We start from the raw sequence: 18252 nt of genomic DNA on the forward strand, positions 1-18252 counted from the left end.
TCGCGGTTGCCGATCCAGGTGATCGGACGCAGCAGGCCCGAGGCGGTGACGGCCAGATCGCCGACGCGCAGATCCTCGACCGCGACCTCGCCCCGCGCGGTGCGGATCAGGGTGCCGGTCGTGAAGCAGGGCGCTGCCTGCACGTTGTAATCGCCGGCCGCGCCGTTGTCGTCGGCGAGGAAGCGCGTCCGGGTGGAGCCGGCGGGCGGGTTCGAGCCGACCACCTGGGTGTTCGAGAGGAGGTAGCGATAGTTGCCGACCGCCGTCTCACCGGGCGGGATGGCCCGGCTCGTGAACAGGATCTGGCCCGAGTTATCGAACTGCGTCGAGGTCAACTGAATGGAGGTGTTGGCAAAGCCGGCCGGAGCATCGGCGCCGTAGGTCAGCGTGACCGGATCACCCACGGCATTGACGGTGCCCGTGATGCGGACGGAATAGGTCGAGGCCGTATCGACCTGGAAGTTTCCGGATGCACCGCCATCATCGGTTCCGAGGAAGCCGGGCGGGTAAATGGTGTTGTTGAACGTAATCGGCAGAGCCATGGCGGTTTCCTCCCGAGTTAAGCCGGCGCGTTCTCTCGTATGATTTGCGCCGAGCCGTATGCCTGCGACGAGCTGCAAGGTCGGTGCTCAAATCCCGGCCGCTCTACGGTCTTGGGACTTGGCTTCCACGACCTTCGCTTCAGTCACGCACTAGCCATGATGGGAACTTGTGATCTCGACAATCCATCAGGGCACGCACTTGGCCCGGGAACTTAGAGTCGTCTCACGATCGGAAAGCTGTGTGCCGAATTTGCCACTTTAATCCATCACAGACCCGTGAGATTCAGTGTTTTAGGCAAATCGGTCGGGATAGTTGGGCAATTTATTCTGCGCCTTTACATGCAATTCACGAAGGATATCCACAGCGGCCTTTGCAACTTGAGGAATTTTGCGGAACGAGGCCCACGACTCGGGTGCCGCGGCGGTGGAATGGTCCCGCGATGGCACGCGCCGGAATCGGTGGGGCGGCTTGAGGTCTACTGAGCGAGATCAGCGAGCCCCTGGAGGCCGACGTGCGTGGCTCTGCACTTCCGGACCTAGGCGCGGACACCTCGACGCCCACCCGCCAAGCTGACGCTCAGCGTGCGGGCGGCGCAGCTCGGTTCGATCGGGAGATGATGCGGGGGTGCCAGCGCGAGGACATCGACAAGGCCATGGCGCAGGGCGCGGACCAGGGCCGCAAATCGACCATCCCGGCGCGCTCAGAAAAGATCAGGGCGCTTGCCGAACAGGGCATGAGCATGAGCGCCATCGCCCCGACGCTGGGTAACCGCAAGGGGCCGTGTATCGTGTACCGAACTCGGCCGCTGCTGCAGCGTGGAGGTTCGCGCGCGACAGGTCTGCCGGGGGAAGCTGAGCGGGGCCAGCCCTCACGTCGGCACAAGGCCGCCGGTGGATCTTTCGAAGCCGCCGGGCGGCATTCTCAATGGAGCCGGGGGCGGCAATCGCTCCCGGCTCTCTCGATTTCGATTACCGCGCCGGACGCTCGCGGACGATCGTCCGCTCCTCGCGCCGCTCGATGCGCTCTTCGCGGCGGGGATCAGGATCGACGCCGAGCACGCCGCCCACGGTGCCGGTTGCGGCTCCGACGGCACCACCCACGACGCCGCCCACCGGGCCGGCTGCGCGGTTGCCGTCTTCCACGCCACGCTCAGCGCCACGGACTGTGCCTTGGGCCTGTGCGCTGGCCGACAGAGCGAGCGGGGTGAGAACGAGGGCAGAGGCGAGCAATAGCCGCTTCATGAGGTTGGCTCCTGGATCTGGCGCGCGGGCAGTCCGCCGCGCTTCGAGGGACCAACGGCTGAGAGGGGCTATGGTGCCGTAAGACAGAGCCAACCCTTCACGCCTGCCGTGCCCTACGGCTTTCTCTTGATGACGTTCTTGGCTCCCGATGCCGTCACCTCGGGGTTCGGGGCGCCCTCGCTGCGCGTCCATTCCACGACGTGGTCCGCACCGTTCACAGCCAGCCGCGTCGGGCCGGCGAGGACGAGCGAGACACGGTTGTTCGCGCCGGACGTATCCAGCCTGCCGGGTGCGGTGCCGCCGCCCAGCGTCGCCGTGACGGTGTTCTGCGTTACGCTGACGGTGACGTCCTGGGCTTTGCCGCCCTTCACCGTGTTGTCGATACCGGAGACGGACAGCGCGCGGCCCTCCTCGAAGCTGACCTTGTGGTTCGAGCCGTGCACGCTGATGAGGCCGCATTTGCCCGTCAACGCAATCTCGTTCTCCGCGCCGTAGACCCCCACGTCCTTGCCGTGACAATCCACATCGCGGCTGATCCCGACCCCTTCGATGGTGAGTTCATCGGCTCGCGCGATGCCGAGGGGAATCAGCGCGGCCGCGAGGATCACGGGCAGAAGACGGGGCATCAAGGCATCCTTGGCAGTGGCCGGGATAAGAAAGAGAGCAAACCGACCCGGCCACGTCAAAAGGTCACGCTGCGGACACTCCCGATGGCTCCGAAGCGCACTGATGAGAGGCAGAGGTGGGATTCTGCGGAGCGGACTCTCGGCGCCGGGAATTGCCGGAGTTCTGAGCCGCACTCCGTGCGGAGCATCGCGTCTACGGAGGGACCGACCCCTTTGTCGAGCTTGCGGCTTTCGCGAGCTTGTGCGTGACGGCGAAGCGCCTCCGCGCAGGCTCCGGTCGGCCCCGGCCCATCAGCCATCGCGCGGACCGACGCCCGGTCGGCCAAGCCGCCGAGGGCCGTGATCCGTCGCCGGGTGAGCCGTGCCGGCCGCTTCCGCTACGCCTCACAACACCGCTCCAAAGCCCCGTCAGGGACCGGTGGCTTCGGGCTTCGACGATGTCCTAGATCAGCAGGAATACTTGAATAACGCTGACGAGCCGCACCGTGACATGAGGAGAGCGTCCCCGTCTTCGGATGCTTCCACGGTCGGGCTATCATGAGGGCGATGTGTGAAGCCGCTGTGTGAAAGCGCGGTCTTCACCGACCCATCGTCAGGACCAACCTTTTGACTTCCAAAAGGAAGTAGGTTGGTGCGGCCAAGAGGACTCGAACCTCCACCCCTCGCGGGACTAGCACCTCAAGCTAGCGCGTCTACCAATTCCGCCATGGCCGCCCTTGCCGCCGTGCCGCTGTGTGCGGCCGGTGTCTTGTGTGGGCGGCGCAGCGGATAACAGATGCCCGGGGCGGGCACAAGCGCCGGATTCGCTTCTTCGCGTTTTGCCGCCTCCGAAAGGGTTTCAGGCGGCGTCCACGTCGTCCAGGATCGGCACGGCGCCCTCGCCGATCGTCACGCCGGGAGTGCGCACCACCTCGGCCTTGCGGATCAGCTCGGTCACCTCCACGGAGATGCGGTTGCCGGTCACCACGATCTGCCCGCGGGCGATGGGGTGGTCGTTGGCGAGAATCTCGACCATGTCGGTGTCGGTCGATTCCAGTTCGATCACGGCGCCGCGGCCCATGCGCAGCAGCATGTGCAGCGGCATGTGGCTGCGGCCCAGCACGACCTTGAGATCGACCTGCAGTTCGTCCAGGACCGCCACGCGTGGCCTCTCCGTTTTTCAACCCACGGAAAACCTTCCGCGCGTGATGGTGAAGCCTTGGTAAACGAACTTTCCGAAGCGCCCGCTTCCCGGCTTTCGATCGCACCCGCGACATTCCTGCCGCGGGACGGTGCGCCGCCCGTGGCGTGGCGCGTGAGCGACGCGCTGGTGGCCTACGACGAGGCGGTGGCCGCGATGGAGGCCCGGGCCGCGGCCATCGCCCGGGGCGAGGCGGACGAACTGGTCTGGTTGCTGGAGCATCCGCCGCTCTACACGGCGGGCACCTCGGCGCGAGAGGCCGACCTCGTCGAGCCGGACCGCTTCCCCGTCCATCGCACGGGACGGGGCGGGCAATACACCTATCACGGGCCGGGCCAGCGCATCGCCTACGTGATGCTCGACCTCAACCGGCGCCGGCCCGATCTGCGGGCCTATGTGGCGAGCCTGGAGGCGTGGCTGATCGCGACGCTGGACGCCTTCAACGTCCGGGCCGAGCGACGGGAGGATCGGGTCGGGGTCTGGGTGCGGCGGCCGGAGAAGGGTGACGGCGTCGAGGACAAGATCGCGGCCATCGGCATCCGCGTGCGGCGCTGGGTGAGCCTGCACGGCCTCAGCCTCAACGTGGAGCCGGACCTCACCCACTTCTCCGGCATCGTGCCCTGCGGCGTGCGCCAGCACGGCGTGACGAGCCTGGCCGATCTCGGCCGCATCGTCAGCCTCCCCGAGACCGACATGGCGCTGCGCGCCGCCTTCGAGCCGATCTTCGGCCCCACCCGCGACGAGGCCCCGTAAGACATCGCCAAAGTCGGGGTTTCGAAAGGACGAGTCCTTCCGCGGGTCCAGGGCGGAGCCCTGGTTGAAGGGAGGCCGGGGTTCCACCCCGGCACCCCGCCAAAGGGATGATTCCTTTGGAATCCCCGGACTTACGCGTCGGCGGTGGCCGTCGGCACGACCGGGAGCGGCGTCGCTGGCGCTGCCCGACGCAGGCGCACGCCCAAGCGCAGCAGGGGCAGGACGAAGCGCGCGAACCGGATCTGGCCGGGCAGCTGCCGCGGCATCAGCGGGCGGTAGGCGAGGCGCGGGCTGGCGCGATCGACCGCGGCGACGATCTCGCCGACCCGCGGCAGGCCGGCGATGCGCAGGGCTTCCGCCTCCGGGATGCCGAGCCGGCGGGCCCAGGCGAGATCGCGGGCGAGCCGCCCCTCCCCGTGCAGGCGGCGCAGGCGCGCGCGCCAGGCGTAGCGGTGGAGCGCGCGGGGCACCGCCTCCATGCGGGCGTCGCACAGGGCGTCGGGCTCCTCGCAGCGGGAGCGGATCGTGTCGGCGACGCCGCCCGCGGCCCGGCCGGTGAGCCGGGCCGAGATCAGCACCAGCACCGCGCGGTCGTGGCGCACGCGAAAGCCCTGCTGGAGAAGGGCGCCGACGAAGGCGCCGTCCTCTCCGAGCGGGATCTCCGGCATGCCGCCGACCTGTCGGTAGGCATCGAGCCGCACGGCCAGCGAGGCACCGATCGTGGTGCGGTGGCAGGGCCAAGGATCGTGCGGATCGGGATCGATGCGCGCCTCCATCTCGGTGATCAGCGCGTCGTAGCTGTCCTCCAGCCGGCCCCGCGCGGGGAGCGAGGGCGGCAGCAGGGCCGCCTCTTCCGGGATCAGCTCGACCCGGCCCGCGACGGCATCCGCCCCCGCCTCCAGGGCGGCGAGGTTGGCCGCGACCCAGTCCGGCGGCACGAGGCTGTCGGCATCCGTGGTCAGGAGCGTGCCGGCCGCGCCGGAGGCCACCGCCGCTTCGTCCATCCACGCGCCGGCCGCCTCCATCGCCCGCCGGCGGGCCCAGCCCGCATGCGCCCCCGCGAAGGTCTGCTCGATCACCCGCACGGGGATCGACATCCCCGGCACGAGGCGAGCGACGATCCCGGCGGTGTCGTCCGTGCAGTTGTTGAGGAACAGCACGAGCCCGAGCCGCCCGGGCGCGAGGCCGGCCTGCGCGTCGATCGCCCGCAGGCAGCGGGCGATCCGCTCCGCCTCGTTGCGCACGGGTATGGCGATCACAGTGTCGGGACACGCGGTCCCCGGCGGCACGGGGTCGAGGGAAACGGGCGGCACGGACGGGCTCCGGGGAAGGCCGAGCAGGAGCGCCGGACGGGCCGGAATCGGCGCCCGCGCGGCGTGAGGCTCGTCGTCTAAGCCACGCTCGATGAACCGCGGCTGATGGTCCCGGGCTACGGAACAGGGCCGGCGGCCCCCGGTTTCCCGGGCATCCCGCAATCGGCCCGTCACCCAAAGGAGAGTCCCATGTCGGCACCCGACAGCCTCAAGGACGTCTATCTCGACGAGATGAAGGACCTTTGGTCGGCCAACGACCAGATGACGCGTGCCGTGCAGCAGCTCAGCGAGCAGGCCAGCGACCCCAAGTTGAAGCAGATGCTGAAGGATTCCGTCGGCGGCATCGCCAAGCACACCGACGTTCTGAAAAGTCTCATCGAGGAGAACGGCGGCCAGACCTCGCCCGAGCATTGCAAGGGCATGGAGGGCCTCGTGGCCGAGGCGCTCAAGCACGGCATCAAGGAGGCGCCGAGCGACGGGCGCCTCCGCGACGTGCAGATCATCGCGCAGTACCAGCGCATGTCGCATTACGGGCTCGCCGGCTTCGGCTCGGCCGCGGCCTACGCCAAGGCGCTCGGAAAGACGGATCAGGAGAACCGGCTCAAGAGCGCCGTCTCCGAAATCTACCGGGTCGACGAGGTCGCCAGCCGGCTGGCCGAGAGCGCCGAGCGCGCCGCCGCCTGAGCGGGGCCGGCGCATCGGGCAACCGATGCGCCGCCAACCAGCCTCCCCTTCCAATCCTCCGCGACGACCCGGGTCGATTGATGCGGGCCGCGCGCTCGCGCTTCCAGGAGATGTTCGCATGAGCGTCCTGTCCGCACTCGGCCTGACATCGGGCAAGAAGGTCCGCTACGCCTTCGTGGCGCTCGGCGATATCGCGCAGGAGGCTATGCTGCCGGGGGTGGCGCATACCGGCAATTCCGAGGTCACGGCCTTCGTCACGGGCGATCCCGAGAAGGCGCGCCGGGTGGGCGAGCGATACGGCGTCACCGACACCTACGGCTACGAGCAGTTCGGCGACCTCCTGGCCTCGGGCAAGATCGACGCGATCTACCTCGCCACGCCGAACTGGCGCCATGCGGAATTCGCCGTGCCGGCGCTCAGGGCCGGCATCCACGTGCTGGCGGAAAAGCCGCTCGAAATTTCAGGCGAAAAATGCCGGGAGATCATGGCGGCCCAGGCCGGCTCCTCGGCCAAGCTGATGACCGCCTACCGGCTGCATTCCGAGCCGGCGACGCTCGCCACCATCGATCTGATCCGCTCGGGCGATCTCGGCGAGATCCTGACCTTCACCTCGACCTTCACGCAGATGGTCTCCCCTGAGAACCACCGGGCCAAGAGCGGCGTCGCGGCGGGCCCGATCTTCGACATGGGCCCTTACCCGATCAACGCCGCCCGCATGCTCTTCGGCGACGAGCCGACCGAGGTGGTCTCGGCGGTCGGCGTGCGCCACCCTGAGGCGGGTCTCGGCGATTTCGACGACACCGTCGCCGTCACCCTGCGCTTTCCCGGCAACCGCCTCGCGCAGTTCGTGCTGTCCTATTGCGGCAACGTGCTCGACACCTACGCGGTGGTGGGCACCAAGGGCAGTGTCGAGCTCAATCCGGCCTACATGTACGGCAAGCCCCTGGAGCGCACGGTGACGCTCGGCGAAAGCAAGAGCCACGAGAGCTTCAAGAACACCGACCATTTCGGCGGCGAGCTGAAATACTTTTCGGATTGCATCCTGAACGGCACGGACCCTGAGCCGGACGGCGAGGAGGGCTATGCCGACGTGCGGGTGATCGAGGGCATCTTGAAGGCCCTGGAGAGCGGTGGTCCGGTGCGGCTGGAGCCGTTCACCCGCGCGCGGCGCATCGACACCGCGGCGCAGAAGCAGACCCTGTCGGCGCAAGCCGCACCGGAACTCGTGAACACCTCCAACCCCGGCAAGGGCAAGGAGAAGGTGCCGAAGAACTGAGCCCGCCACACCATCGGGCGTCCTCCACCTCGGACTCGCCTCCCCCGCCACGCTCCGAGGTTCCCACCGATGATCTTCCTCTACGGCATCGCCCTGCTCGCGGGCATCGCCAACGCGGTCCAGCCGGGCCAGAGCACGCAGCTCGCCAAATCCTTCGGCGATCAGCCTTTCGCCGCGGGTCTCGTCTCGATGCTGGTCGGCACCTCCACCATGCTGGCCATCGGCTTGGCGAGCGGCCGGCTGCACCTGCCGAGCCTGCAGCAGGTGGCCGCGACGCCCTGGTGGGCCTGGGGCGGCGGGGCGCTCGGGGCCGGGGTGATCCTTTCTCAGCTCTTCGTCGCCCAGCGCATCGGCGCCGCGGCCTTCCTCGGCCTCCTCGTGACCGCGGGCGTCATCACCTCGATCGCCCTCGACCATTTCGGTCTCCAGGGATTTCGCGTTCACGCCGCCAGCCCCGCGCGCCTCGCCGGCGGAGCACTGATGATCGCGGGCGTGGCGCTGGTGGCCCTGTTCTGAGGCGGGGCGGCTACTCGGCCGCCCGCAGCACCGGAGCGGCCTTCGCGGCCTTCGCCCGCCCCAGGGCCCCGTCGAGGGCGTCGCTGAGCGAGGTCACGAGCAGGTCGGCGGCGGTCGCCCGGCGCAGGCGGCCGAGGGAGGCCGGGTCACGCTCGCGCCAGAAGCCGACGAGGATCGTCACCCCCGGCACCGCCTTGCGCGCGCGGCGGATGGTGAGGCGGATCTGCGAGAGGCTGATCGGGTCGAGGTAGGAGAAGCAGATCATCGCCGGCCGCTCTCCTTCGGGAAGGCCCTCGCGCAGCACATCGCTTCCCGCCACCCGCGCGCCGAGCCCGTGGCGGGAGAGCGTCTGGGCCAGCATCAGGGTCGCCGCCTCGTCGAAGGCGCCGCCGCTCGCCACGCACAGAACCGGCGTCTCACCGCGCCAGGCGGGGGCGAGATCCTCCGACCCCAGTACGATCCCTGCCGTCCGCCGGTCCGGGCCCACCGCCGCGAAGGCGGCCTCGGCCTCGGCGCCGACGGGTTTGCGCGAGCGCCGCGGCATGCCGCGCTTGCGCGCCTGTCCCAGCGCCTCGACCACGGCGCGGAAGCCCGCGCCGACCTCGCCCTGCCGCTCCCGGTCGAGCATGCCGCGGGCCGCATCCTCCTGCGCCATGCGCAGGCCCGGCAGCACGACCTCGTCGTAATAGGTGACGAGCGCCCGCTCCTTCAGGAACAGCCGGCCCTGATCGATGGCCTCGGCCGGATCGCCCGCGAGCATGCGCTGATAGAAGATCTCCTGCGGCCCGAGCGCGGGCCGGTCGCCGAGGATCACGTCGAGGAACCAGAGCCGCTCGACGTGGCGCCCGAGCACCACGAGGCAGACGGTGAGCGGGGTGGCGAGCAGGAGGCCGATCGGCCCCCAGAGGAAGGTCCAGATCGTCGCCGCCAGGATCACCGCCACCGGCGAGATGCCGGTGGAGTGGCCGTAGAGCAGCGGCTCGACCACGTGGCCGGCGATCGGCTCGACGATCGCGAACAGGATCGCGACCTGGATCGCCATCGACCAGCCGGGATCGACTGCGACCGCGATGGCGAGCGGCAGCACCGCCGAGATGACCGCGCCGACATAGGGCACGAACCGGGTGATGCCGGCGATGACGCCGAATAGGATCGGGCTCGGCACGCCGATGAACCAGAGGCCGACGCCGATCACGAGGCCGAAGGCCACGTTGAGGATGAGCTGAGCGACGAAGAACCGGCTCAGACGGCTCGTGGCGTCGTCGATCGCCGCGGTGGTGCGGCGCAGGTCGCTCGATCCCGCGAGCCGGATCGCCCGATTCCGCAGATCCTCGCGCTGCAGCAGGATGAAGATCGTGAACAGCAGGATCAGGCCGAGCGTGGCCAGGGGATGCAGCACCCCGCCGGCCACGCTGCCGAGCGTCTTCAGGAGTCCGGAGCGGGGGGCGTGGATCTCGACCTGCATCGGCCGGTCCGCCGTGCCGAGCGGCGTGTCGGTGTCCGTCTTGGCGACGGGGGGTTGCAGCTCCTTGCCGACCTCCTCGGCCATGTCGAAGAAGCCGGAAAAGGTATCCGAGAGCCCGCCCCGCTCGGCCGTGGCCGTGCGCAGCGCCGTGATCTTGTCGCGCAGCGTCAGCGAGTAGCGCGGCAGGTCGGAGGCCAGCTGCGCCGCCTCGCGGGCGATCAGGCTGCCCACCGCCCCGAGCATGCCGAAGGCGAGCAGCACCACGAGGAGCACGGCCGCCGCCCGCGGCACCCGCAGCCGCCGCAGGGCGCGCACGGCGGGCAGCAGGACGAAGCTCAGGAGAATGGCGAGCGCCACCGGCACGAGGATGTCGCGGCCGAAATAGAGCGCGCTCGCGAGCGTCACCACGAGCAGCAGCGAGGCGAGCGTCGTCGCCACCGGCAGCGCTTGGCGCAGGAGCCGCGTGGTGACCGGATCGGTGGTCATGGCGTCCTCATGGGCAGCGCGGCCCGTTCAGGTGAGGCATCGAGGGGGAAACGGGCCGGGCCGGGCGGCACTCAGTCTGCCGCCCCGATCGCCGTGCCGATCTGCGTGAGCAGCTTGGGAAAATCGATGGGCTTGGGATGGTAGTCGTCGCAGCCCGCCTGGATCGCCTTGTCGCGGTCGCCCGACATGGCGTGGGCGGTCAGCGCGATGATCGGGATGGCGCGGGTGTCGGCGGCGGCCTTCAGTGCCCGGGCCGTCGACCAGCCGTCGAGGATCGGCAGGTTCATGTCGAGCAGGATCACGTCGGGCTGGGCGGCCCGGGCCTGCTGCACGCCCGCCTCGCCGTCGTGGGCGAGCACCACCTCGTAGCCGCGGCGCTTGAGCCGGCGGGAGAGGAAGTCCCAGATCTCCTCGTGGTCTTCCACCAGCAGGATTTTTCCCGACACGCCCGAACCTCTTCCTCGCGCCGACACGCGCTCCGCGACCTAACGCGCGGAAAGCCGTTGCGGTGGCATCGGCTCCGCCGCAAACGCTGCGCTCTCCCGAAACGATCGGCGCGCCTTGTCTCGCTCGGGCGCAGCGGCTTAAGGGAAGCGGGAGTTCGATATGGCGCGGGGCGGTGCGGTGCAACATGGCGATGCGGAGCCGGGTGATCCGCGCGTCGCGGATCTGCTCGTGCGCCTCGCGGAGCGCGACGCGCCCTTCTCGCTGCGCGAGCGCGACGAGTTGGCCGGGCTCGACCTCGGCCGCATGGCTTTGGGCCGGCGGATCGACGCGCAGGCGCCCCCGCGCTGGTGGGCGCAAGAGGCGGGTGGGCTCGATCTGGCCCGGGCCGACCTTGCCGACGGGCGGCTCGAGGAGACGGACCTGTCGGGAGCCAACCTGCGGCGCGCCTCGCTCGCCGGGGCGCTCGCCCGCTCGGCCCGGTTCGAGGGGGCCTGCCTGGAAGAGGCGGATTTCTCCGGCGCCGACCTCAGCGGGGCGCGCTTTGCCGGGATCACCGGCGGGCAGGCCGCCTTCCGCGAGGCGATGCTGGAGGATGCCGACTTCTCCGGCGCGACCATGCGCTTCGCCCGGCTCGACAAGGCGCTGCTCGACGGCGCCCGCTTCGAGGGCGCCGACCTCTGGGGCACCGACTTCACGGGCGCGGATGCCGACGATTCCGTGTTCCGCCGGGCCCGGCTCGACGAGGCGAACCTCTCCGACTGCAACCTGACCGGCGCGGATTTCGAGGGCGCGAGCCTGAAGAAGGCGCGGCTCGTCGGCTCGCGGCTGCGCGGCGCCACCTTCACCGGCGCACGGCTCGACGGGGCCGACCTGTCGGGGGCCGACTTCTCCCGCACCAGCCTCGTGCGGCTCGACCTGACCTCGTGCAAGCTTCGTCACGCGCGCTTCGCGGGCGCGTGGCTGGAGGGCGTGCGCCTCTCGGTCGAGCAGATCGGCGGGGCGGTCGGCGAGGAGATCGCGGGCGAGTACGAGGCGGCGCAGGCGAGCTACCTCGCGCTGGAGCGCAACCTCCAGAGCATCGGCAGCCCCGAGGGGGCGAGCTGGGCCTACAAGCGCGGGCGCCGCATGGGCCGCCGCCACGCCGGCGTGCGCGCCCGCGAGGCCCTGTCCGGCCGCGATCTTCGGGGAACGCTCGGTCACGGATATCGCTGGATCGCCGACCGCTTCGTCGAGTGGCTGTGCGATTACGGCGAGAGCCTGTCGCGGATCGCCCGGGCCTTCCTCATCGGCATCTTCCTGTTCGCGGGGGCCTACGGGGCGACCGGCGGGCTCTTCCACGAGGGCGAGAACGTGCCGACCTACAATCCGCTCGACCTCGTGAGCTACAGCGCGCTCAACATGATGACCGCCAACCCGCCGGAGATCGGCGTGAAGCCGCTGGGCCGGGTCACCAACCTGCTGGTCGGGCTTCAGGGGGCGGCGGGCATCGTGCTGATGGGGCTGTTCGGCTTCGTCCTCGGCAACCGCCTGCGCCGCTGACTTGTGATTTCGCATCCGCCCGAAAGCCGGCCACACCGGTCGGGTGGAACGCCATCACCACGATGCCATCGACCTTGCTATCGATCTTGCCATCGACCTTGCCATGACGGGAGACATCACCGTGACCGTACAGGACGGGAAGGTGCCGGCCTCCGGGCCGACCATGGCGGATTTCCGCAACCTCGCCGACGCGCTGCCGCAACTCGCCTGGATCGCGGAGGCCGACGGCAACATCGTCTGGTACAATCGCCGCTGGTACGACTACACCGGCACCATGCCCGCCGAGATGGCCGATCACGGCTGGCGCAAGCTGCACCATCCTGATCACCTCGAACGCGCGGCCAAGCGCTTTTCCGCCTGCATCGCGGCGGGCGAGTCGTGGCAGGACACCTTCCCCCTGCGGGGCCGGGACGGCGGGTATCGCTGGTTCCTGTCGATGGCCGAGCCGGTCCGCAACGCGGAGGGCGTCGTGGTGCGCTGGTACGGCACCAACACCGACGTGACCGAGACGCGTCTCGCCCAGGACGCGCTCGGCCATTCCGAGCAGCGCTTCCGGGCGCTGGTCGATGCGTCGGCGGCGGTGATCTGGAGCACGACGGCGCAGGGCGAGCTGATGCCGCCCCAGCCGCGCTGGGCCGCCTATACCGGCCAGAGCGACGAGGCCTACCAGGGCTGGGGCTGGATCGACGCGATCCATCCCGACGACCGGGCGCGGGTCGCCGAGATCTGGGCCGAATGCGTCGAGCGGGTGAAGGTCTTCGAGGTCGAGTACCGCCTGCGCCGCCACGACGGCGTCTGGCGCGACATGGAGGTGCGCGGCGTGCCCGTGCTCGCCGAGGACGGCACGATCCGCGAATGGGTCGGGCTCAACATCGACATCACCGCGCGCAAGGAGGCGGAGGCCGAGATCGAGCGGGCCCGCGCGGCGGCCGAGGCCGCCAACCTCGCGAAAAGCCAGTTCCTGGCCAATATGAGCCACGAGCTGCGCACGCCGCTCTCCGCGGTGATCGGCTATTCCGAGATGCTCGGCGAGGAGCTGGAGGATCTGGGCCAGGCCGAGCTGCTGCCCGACCTGCGCAAGATCGAGTCGGCCGCCCGCCACCTGCTCGGCCTCATCAACGACGTGCTCGACATCTCCAAGATCGAGGCCGGACGCCTGACGCTGGCGGCCGAGACCTTCGACGTGGCCACGCTGATCGAGGATGTCACCGCCGCGACGCAGAGCCTGATCACGAAGAAGCGCAACCGCTTCCGCCTCGACCACGACGGCGATCTGGGCGCGATGCATCAGGATCAGCTGAAGCTGCGCCAATCGCTGATCAACCTGATCGGCAACGCGGCCAAGTTCTCGGAAGAGGGCGAGATCACGCTCACGGTCCGGCGCGAACGGCAGGACGGGGCCGACTGGCTGCGCTTTTCCGTCTCTGATACCGGCATCGGCCTGACCGAGGAGCAGATCGGCCGGCTGTTCGAGCGCTTCTCGCAGGCCGACGAATCGACCACGCGCCAGTTCGGCGGCACCGGCCTCGGGCTCGCCATCACCCGCGCCTTCATCGAGCGCATGGGCGGCACGATCGGCGTCGAGAGCACCTTCGGGAAGGGCGCGACCTTCACGATCCGCCTGCCCGCCGAGATCGACGCCCACGAGGAGGAGGTGGAGGCGGAAAGCGTCGCCGCCCGCGTCCAGGAGATCACCGACGGCGAGGCGCACCTGCACGACGTGGTGCTGCTCGTCGACGACGACCCGGCCGCCCGCGACCTGCTCCAGCGCTTCCTCGAGCGCGAGGGCTTTCGCGTGCGCACCGCCAATGACGGGCGGGCCGGGCTGACGCTCGCCCGCGCCCTGAAGCCCCGGGCGATCCTGCTCGACATCGAGATGCCGCGCATGGACGGCTGGGCGGTGCTGCACGCGATCCGCACCGATCCCGAGATCGCCGAGACGCCGGTCATCATCACCAGCGTCGTCAACGAGTTCAGCCTCGCCCACGTGCTCGGCGCCACCGACTACATCGTCAAGCCGATCGACTGGGGCGCCCTCAAGGACGCGATGGAGCGCTACCGCCCCGTGGACCGCGAGGGCAACGTGCTCGTGGTCGACGACGACGCGGATGCCCGCGAGCGGGTGCGCCGTACGCTGGAGCGCGACGGCTGGCAGGTGCGCGAGGCCGAGAACGGCGCCGCCGCCCTGGAGAGCCTCGACGCGGAACGTCCCAGCCTGATCCTGCTCGACCTGATGATGCCGGTGATGGACGGCTTCGCCTTCCTGCGGGCGCTGCGCGGGCGCCCGGACGGCGACAGCATCCCCGTGGTGGTGCTCACCGCCAAGGAGATCACGCCCTCGGAGAAGGAGAGCCTGGGCGCCCAGGCCGACCGGCTCATCATCAAGGGCTCGATGAGCTTGTCCGAGATCGGCCGGCAGCTGCGCGACCTCTACGCCCGGCAGGAGGGCGGCCCCTTGCCGGGGAAGATCCAGGGGCTGATCGAGAAGCTGTCGCCCTGACCTCTGCGCGGCGGCGGGGACCGGAGCGATTCAGCCCGCGCGGTCCTGCTTGCGCTCCACTTCCAGGCGCACGCCCCGGCCCGCGAGCAGGATCTCGGCGAGGAAGGCCAGGATCGCCAGGATGGTGCAGCCGAGCGCGAGGCCGAAGCAGGCGAACAGCACCGAGGCCGCGGAGGCATCCCGGAGCGCGCCGACGAACAGGGTCAGCACCGCCGCCCCCGTCATCACGCCGCCGAGGCTCGCCAGCACCACGGCGCCGTCGAGCAGGAGCGAGCGCCGCCGCAGGTAGGCGAGGCGCAGCTGCAGGGTCGCCCGCGCCTCTTCATCCGCCCCCGACAGCCCGGCGGAGAGGGCATCGACCTTGTCGGCGACGCGGCCGAGGCGGGTCGAGAACACGTTGAGCAGGGTCGCCAGCGCCGAAAGCAGGAAGGCCGGGGCGAGCGCCACCTGGATGATGTGGGCGATGCTCTCGGGGTCGCCCGCGCCCGATCCGTTCGGAAACATGCCGTTCGGAAACATGTGCCGCGCCGAGTCCTCAGGCCTTGGCGCGGGCGCGCCGCCGCTCTTTGAAGATCAGGGCGAGGTTGCGCAGGTAGATCACGGTCGAGAGGCCCTGGCCGATGATGATCACCGGCTCCCGGCGCACGAAGCCGTAGACCAGGGTCATCAGCCCGCCCAGGATCGACAGGAACCAGAACGAGAGCGGCATCACGCTCTTGCCGGCCCGCTCGCTGGCGATCCATTGCAGGATGAAGCGCGAGCCGAACACGAGCTGCGCGCCGATGCCGAACACCAGCCAGAAATCGAAGCGGGTGACGAACACGTCGTAGAAATAGGCCGGCAGGTCCTCGGCGAGCTGGATCAGCATGGCTCTAGGCGCCCTCGCTCTGTCTCGGGGATCCGCCCACTTCCTCGGCGCGCGGGGCCGGCCGCCGCCGCCGGATCAGCCACCAGACGCCGGCGAGATCGAGGATGCCGACCCAGAGCCGGTCGAACATCCCGTAATTCGAGCGGCCGGTGAAGCGCGGCCGGTCCACCACGTCGCGGTGGACCACGCCGAAGCCCTCGCGGGTGACGAGCGCCGGCATGAAGCGGTGCAGCGCGTCGAAATAGGGCAAAGCGAGGTAGACCTCGCGGCGGAACACCTTGAGGCCGCAGCCGGTGTCGCGGGTGGCGTCCTTCAGGATCTTTCCGCGCACGCCGTTGGCGATGCGCGACTGGAACTGCTTCCAGGCGCCCTTGCGGCCGATCCGCTGGCCCTGCGCGAGACCCACATCCGGGCCGCCCTGATCGAGGGCGGCGTAGAGGATCGGGATGAAGGACGGGTCGTTCTGGCCGTCGCCGTCCAGCGTCGCGACGACCGGCGCGCGGGCGCGCAGCACGCCGCTGCGCACCGCCCCGCTCTGGCCGCCGCTGCCGGCATGGCGCACCACCCGGAGCCAGGGATTCCTGGCCTGCAGCGCCCGGAGGGTGGCGAGGGTGGCGTCCGTCGAGCCGTCATCGACGTAGATGACCTCGAAGGGCGCGAGACCGGCGCAGGAATTGCCGATCTCGGCGACCAGCGCCTCGATGTTGCCGGCCTCGTTCTTCACCGGCACCACGACGCTGAGGCGCGGCGGATCGGATTGCATCGTCAGGCTCATGGTGCGGCACCCGGCAGCGCGGCATAGGCCGAGACCCCGACCGGCTTGCCGCCATTGATGTTGAACCCGGTGACCCGGCCGGCGGCCGCGGCGGGCTGCCTCCCTTGCGCGGCGGCAAAATCGGCTGCGAACCGGTCCTCGACCAGGACGAGGCGGCAGCCGTCTTCGCGGCCCCCTCGGCGCAGGAATTCGACTGCCTCCGCGCCGGAATTCAGCATGGCCAGATCCGTGCCGATGGTGAAGACGAGGCTCGGCTCGCGGAGCCCAAGGCTCGCGACGCGGGGGGCCTCGCAGGGCAGGGCGTCGCGCAACGCGGCCAGCCGCGGCGAGACCTTGAGGCTCTGCAGCACCGGCTGGGTCAGGCCGAACACGGCGCCCGAGAGCAGCACAGAGGCGGCGACGGCGAGGGTCAGCGCGCCCTCCTGCGCCCCCTCCCCGGCCCTGCGGGACAAGGCGATCCAGGCGAGGACGGCCAGGGCGCAAGCCGCCAGCAGCAGCGGCAGGGCGGCCAGCGGCAGCACGTGATCGAGCCGCCACGCGGCGAAGCTCAGGCCGAGGGTGAGCCCGACCGGAATCAGCACCACGAGCCCCGCGACCCAGCGCGCGCCCTTCCGGCGCAGATCGAGCCCGCCGCGGGTGAGCGCCAGCACGGTGAGGATCGCCACCGCCGGCATCAGGGGCAGGACGTAATGGGGGAGCTTGGTCGGCACCGCCTCGAAGATCAGCCACATCGGCACGATCCAGGCGATGAGCAGCGCCACCGCATCCTCGCTCCGCCGCGCCCAGGCGAAGGGGATGCTGAGCGCCGCGAAGGCCGCCCCGGGCCAGAAGGTGGCGAAGAAGGCGAGCGCGTAGGCGCCGGGCGGGCCCCAGTGCTTCTCGGCCCCGGAGCCGACCTTGCCCAGCATGTCGCGCCCGACGGCCTCGCCGAAGAAGGCGCCGCCGCTCTTCCAGGCGATCGCCAGGAACCACGGCGCCACGACGAGCAGGGTGAGGCCGAGGCCGAGGCGCGGGCGCAGGTCGAGCAGCCAGCGGGCCGAGCCCTCGCGGATCGAGAGGACGAGGGCGGCAAGCCCGGCGAAGAGCGGCACCATGGGCCCCTTCACGAGGATGCCGAGCGCGAGGCCGAGCCAGAAGATCAGCGCGGTCCCGAGCGAGGCCGGGCCCCGGCGCCGCTCCAGCCGGGCGCGTCCGAGCCAGGCGCGGGCCAGCGCGCCGAACGCGGCCACCGCGCAGGCGGTCAGCAGCGCGTCGGTCTTGGCGAGCCGCGCCTCCGCCGAGAGCATGATGCAGGCGGCAAACAGCGCGGCGGCAAGCCACGCGCCGCGCCGCTCCAGGAAGGCCAGGGCGGCCCAGTAGGTCAGCAGGATCGCCGCCAGCGCGCCGAGCAGCGAGGGGATGCGATAGAGCGCGATGGTCCTGCGCGCATCCGGCACGCCGAGCGCCTCGCCCGCCGCGACGGCGGCGGCCTGCGCCCAGTAGATGCCGACGGGCTTCTTGTGGCGCGCCTCTCCTTGGAAGCGGATGTCGACGAGGTCGCCCGTCTCCAGCATCTGCTTGGAGGCCTGGGCGAAGCGCGGCTCGTCCCGGTCCATCGGCTGCAGCGAGGCGAAGCCCGGCAGGAAGCAGGCGAGCCCGATCAACAGGAGCAGGAGGCAGGCCCGGGCATGGCTCGCCGCCGCGAAGGACAGCACGCGGTCCGCGAGGCGCAGCGGGCCGGCAAGAGGTCCGACAACAGAGCTGGACGCATCCGCTGCCGCAGGAGCGGTCGGGCCGAAACTGAGGCTCGTCATGGCCGGGCAATGCCCGCGACGATCGCGGTCCGGCGCGGGGGAAGAGGAACGGGCATCGGCGGCTCGGGCGCGGACCTGGGAAAGCGCCCTCCGCTTAAGGTCATTGCCGGTTCGGCGAAAGAGCGGGCGGGAAAGGTGGCGATGGACCGGCGGACGGCCGGGCGCCGTGTCGGTGATCGCACCGGGCTTGTCAAACCGTGGTCTGAGAACCGCGCCCCCGCGTGGCGCGGCCGCAGCCGCACGCGCG

Annotated in this window: 17 protein-coding genes and 1 tRNA gene; 6 read left to right on the top strand and 12 right to left on the bottom strand. The window is 70.4% G+C overall.

Going from position 1 to position 18252, the window contains the following annotated elements; all coding sequences use genetic code 11:
* The 5 genes from BY998_RS20430 to BY998_RS20450 all read right to left on the bottom strand — a co-directional run.
* A partial coding sequence (locus BY998_RS20430) for a Hint domain-containing protein (protein ID WP_181425578.1) occupies positions 1–542 on the bottom strand: 542 nt, incomplete at its 3' end.
* Positions 543–1511: 969 nt separating this feature from the next.
* A complete protein-coding gene (locus tag BY998_RS20435; RefSeq protein WP_110353539.1) occupies positions 1512–1784 on the bottom strand; it encodes a hypothetical protein in 273 nt (90 codons plus the stop codon).
* Between the two features lie 113 nt (positions 1785–1897).
* A complete protein-coding gene (locus BY998_RS20440; protein WP_110353540.1) occupies positions 1898–2410 on the bottom strand; it encodes a DUF3060 domain-containing protein in 513 nt (170 codons plus the stop codon).
* A 629-nt stretch (positions 2411–3039) separates the two neighbouring features.
* Positions 3040–3124, bottom strand: a tRNA-Leu gene (locus BY998_RS20445).
* 124 nt (positions 3125–3248) lie between these two features.
* Positions 3249–3551, bottom strand: a complete 303-nt coding sequence (locus BY998_RS20450; protein ID WP_110353541.1) for a FliM/FliN family flagellar motor switch protein — start codon at positions 3549–3551, stop codon at positions 3249–3251.
* A 99-nt stretch (positions 3552–3650) separates the two neighbouring features.
* Between BY998_RS20450 and lipB the strand changes: the two genes are divergently transcribed.
* Complete coding sequence (gene lipB / locus BY998_RS20455; RefSeq protein WP_110353583.1) at positions 3651–4343, top strand: lipoyl(octanoyl) transferase LipB; 693 nt, start codon at positions 3651–3653, stop codon at positions 4341–4343.
* Positions 4344–4474: 131 nt separating this feature from the next.
* On the opposite strand, the gene BY998_RS20460 is transcribed toward lipB, so the two are convergent.
* Positions 4475–5656: a glycosyltransferase family A protein gene (locus tag BY998_RS20460; protein ID WP_245421681.1), complete on the bottom strand. Its 1182-nt coding sequence runs from the start codon at positions 5654–5656 to the stop codon at positions 4475–4477.
* A gap of 189 nt (positions 5657–5845) precedes the next feature.
* Between BY998_RS20460 and BY998_RS20465 the strand changes: the two genes are divergently transcribed.
* The 3 genes from BY998_RS20465 to BY998_RS20475 all read left to right on the top strand — a co-directional run bounded on the left by BY998_RS20465 (position 5846) and on the right by BY998_RS20475 (position 8132).
* Positions 5846–6340 (top strand): ferritin-like domain-containing protein, encoded by a 495-nt coding sequence (locus tag BY998_RS20465; RefSeq protein WP_110353542.1) that lies wholly within the window; start codon positions 5846–5848, stop codon positions 6338–6340.
* A gap of 118 nt (positions 6341–6458) precedes the next feature.
* Positions 6459–7616 carry a Gfo/Idh/MocA family oxidoreductase gene (locus BY998_RS20470; protein ID WP_110353543.1) on the top strand — a complete coding sequence of 386 codons (1158 nt, stop codon included), beginning with the start codon at positions 6459–6461 and terminating at the stop codon, positions 7614–7616.
* Between the two features lie 69 nt (positions 7617–7685).
* Entirely contained in the window at positions 7686–8132 is a 447-nt protein-coding gene (locus tag BY998_RS20475) for a DMT family transporter (protein ID WP_110353544.1), read from the top strand.
* A 10-nt stretch (positions 8133–8142) separates the two neighbouring features.
* On the opposite strand, the gene BY998_RS20480 is transcribed toward BY998_RS20475, so the two are convergent.
* Together BY998_RS20480 and BY998_RS20485 are read right to left on the bottom strand one after the other, a co-directional pair.
* Positions 8143–10083 (bottom strand): AI-2E family transporter, encoded by a 1941-nt coding sequence (locus BY998_RS20480; RefSeq protein ID WP_110353545.1) that lies wholly within the window; start codon positions 10081–10083, stop codon positions 8143–8145.
* A gap of 71 nt (positions 10084–10154) precedes the next feature.
* Positions 10155–10529 (bottom strand): response regulator, encoded by a 375-nt coding sequence (locus BY998_RS20485; RefSeq protein WP_110353546.1) that lies wholly within the window; start codon positions 10527–10529, stop codon positions 10155–10157.
* 178 nt (positions 10530–10707) lie between these two features.
* Between BY998_RS20485 and BY998_RS20490 the strand changes: the two genes are divergently transcribed.
* Both BY998_RS20490 and BY998_RS20495 read left to right on the top strand, forming a co-directional pair.
* Positions 10708–12069: a pentapeptide repeat-containing protein gene (locus tag BY998_RS20490; protein ID WP_110353585.1), complete on the top strand. Its 1362-nt coding sequence runs from the start codon at positions 10708–10710 to the stop codon at positions 12067–12069.
* 103 nt (positions 12070–12172) lie between these two features.
* On the top strand, positions 12173–14569 hold the full coding sequence (locus BY998_RS20495) for a response regulator (protein ID WP_110353586.1): 2397 nt from the start codon (positions 12173–12175) through the stop codon (positions 14567–14569).
* Between the two features lie 30 nt (positions 14570–14599).
* On the opposite strand, the gene BY998_RS20500 is transcribed toward BY998_RS20495, so the two are convergent.
* The 4 genes from BY998_RS20500 to BY998_RS20515 are packed head-to-tail and all read right to left on the bottom strand — an operon-like array spanning position 14600 to position 18005.
* Complete coding sequence (locus tag BY998_RS20500) at positions 14600–15088, bottom strand: DUF2721 domain-containing protein (RefSeq protein ID WP_245421682.1); 489 nt, start codon at positions 15086–15088, stop codon at positions 14600–14602.
* A gap of 16 nt (positions 15089–15104) precedes the next feature.
* Positions 15105–15437, bottom strand: a complete 333-nt coding sequence (locus BY998_RS20505; protein WP_110353547.1) for a lipid-A-disaccharide synthase N-terminal domain-containing protein — start codon at positions 15435–15437, stop codon at positions 15105–15107.
* A gap of 4 nt (positions 15438–15441) precedes the next feature.
* Positions 15442–16212: a glycosyltransferase family 2 protein gene (locus BY998_RS20510; RefSeq protein WP_110353548.1), complete on the bottom strand. Its 771-nt coding sequence runs from the start codon at positions 16210–16212 to the stop codon at positions 15442–15444.
* Complete coding sequence (locus BY998_RS20515; protein ID WP_110353549.1) at positions 16209–18005, bottom strand: phospholipid carrier-dependent glycosyltransferase; 1797 nt, start codon at positions 18003–18005, stop codon at positions 16209–16211. Before BY998_RS20515 ends, BY998_RS20510 begins: the two co-directional genes overlap by 4 nt.
* Positions 18006–18252: the final 247 nt, after the last annotated feature.

This window comes from Methylobacterium sp. B4, from assembly GCF_003201865.1.
GTDB lineage: Bacteria > Pseudomonadota > Alphaproteobacteria > Rhizobiales > Beijerinckiaceae > Methylobacterium.

Coding starts and splice junctions, on each gene's coding strand:
- BY998_RS20480 (WP_110353545.1), bottom strand. CDS start 10,083: ATGACCACCGATCCGGTCACCACGCGGCTCCTGCGCCAAGCGCTGCCG.
- BY998_RS20505 (WP_110353547.1), bottom strand. CDS start 15,437: ATGCTGATCCAGCTCGCCGAGGACCTGCCGGCCTATTTCTACGACGTG.
- BY998_RS20470 (WP_110353543.1), top strand. CDS start 6,459: ATGAGCGTCCTGTCCGCACTCGGCCTGACATCGGGCAAGAAGGTCCGC.
- BY998_RS20435 (WP_110353539.1), bottom strand. CDS start 1,784: ATGAAGCGGCTATTGCTCGCCTCTGCCCTCGTTCTCACCCCGCTCGCT.
- BY998_RS20510 (WP_110353548.1), bottom strand. CDS start 16,212: ATGAGCCTGACGATGCAATCCGATCCGCCGCGCCTCAGCGTCGTGGTG.
- BY998_RS20515 (WP_110353549.1), bottom strand. CDS start 18,005: ATGACGAGCCTCAGTTTCGGCCCGACCGCTCCTGCGGCAGCGGATGCG.
- BY998_RS20465 (WP_110353542.1), top strand. CDS start 5,846: ATGTCGGCACCCGACAGCCTCAAGGACGTCTATCTCGACGAGATGAAG.
- BY998_RS20440 (WP_110353540.1), bottom strand. CDS start 2,410: ATGCCCCGTCTTCTGCCCGTGATCCTCGCGGCCGCGCTGATTCCCCTC.
- BY998_RS20500 (WP_245421682.1), bottom strand. CDS start 15,088: ATGTTTCCGAACGGCATGTTTCCGAACGGATCGGGCGCGGGCGACCCC.
- BY998_RS20495 (WP_110353586.1), top strand. CDS start 12,173: ATGACGGGAGACATCACCGTGACCGTACAGGACGGGAAGGTGCCGGCC.
- BY998_RS20475 (WP_110353544.1), top strand. CDS start 7,686: ATGATCTTCCTCTACGGCATCGCCCTGCTCGCGGGCATCGCCAACGCG.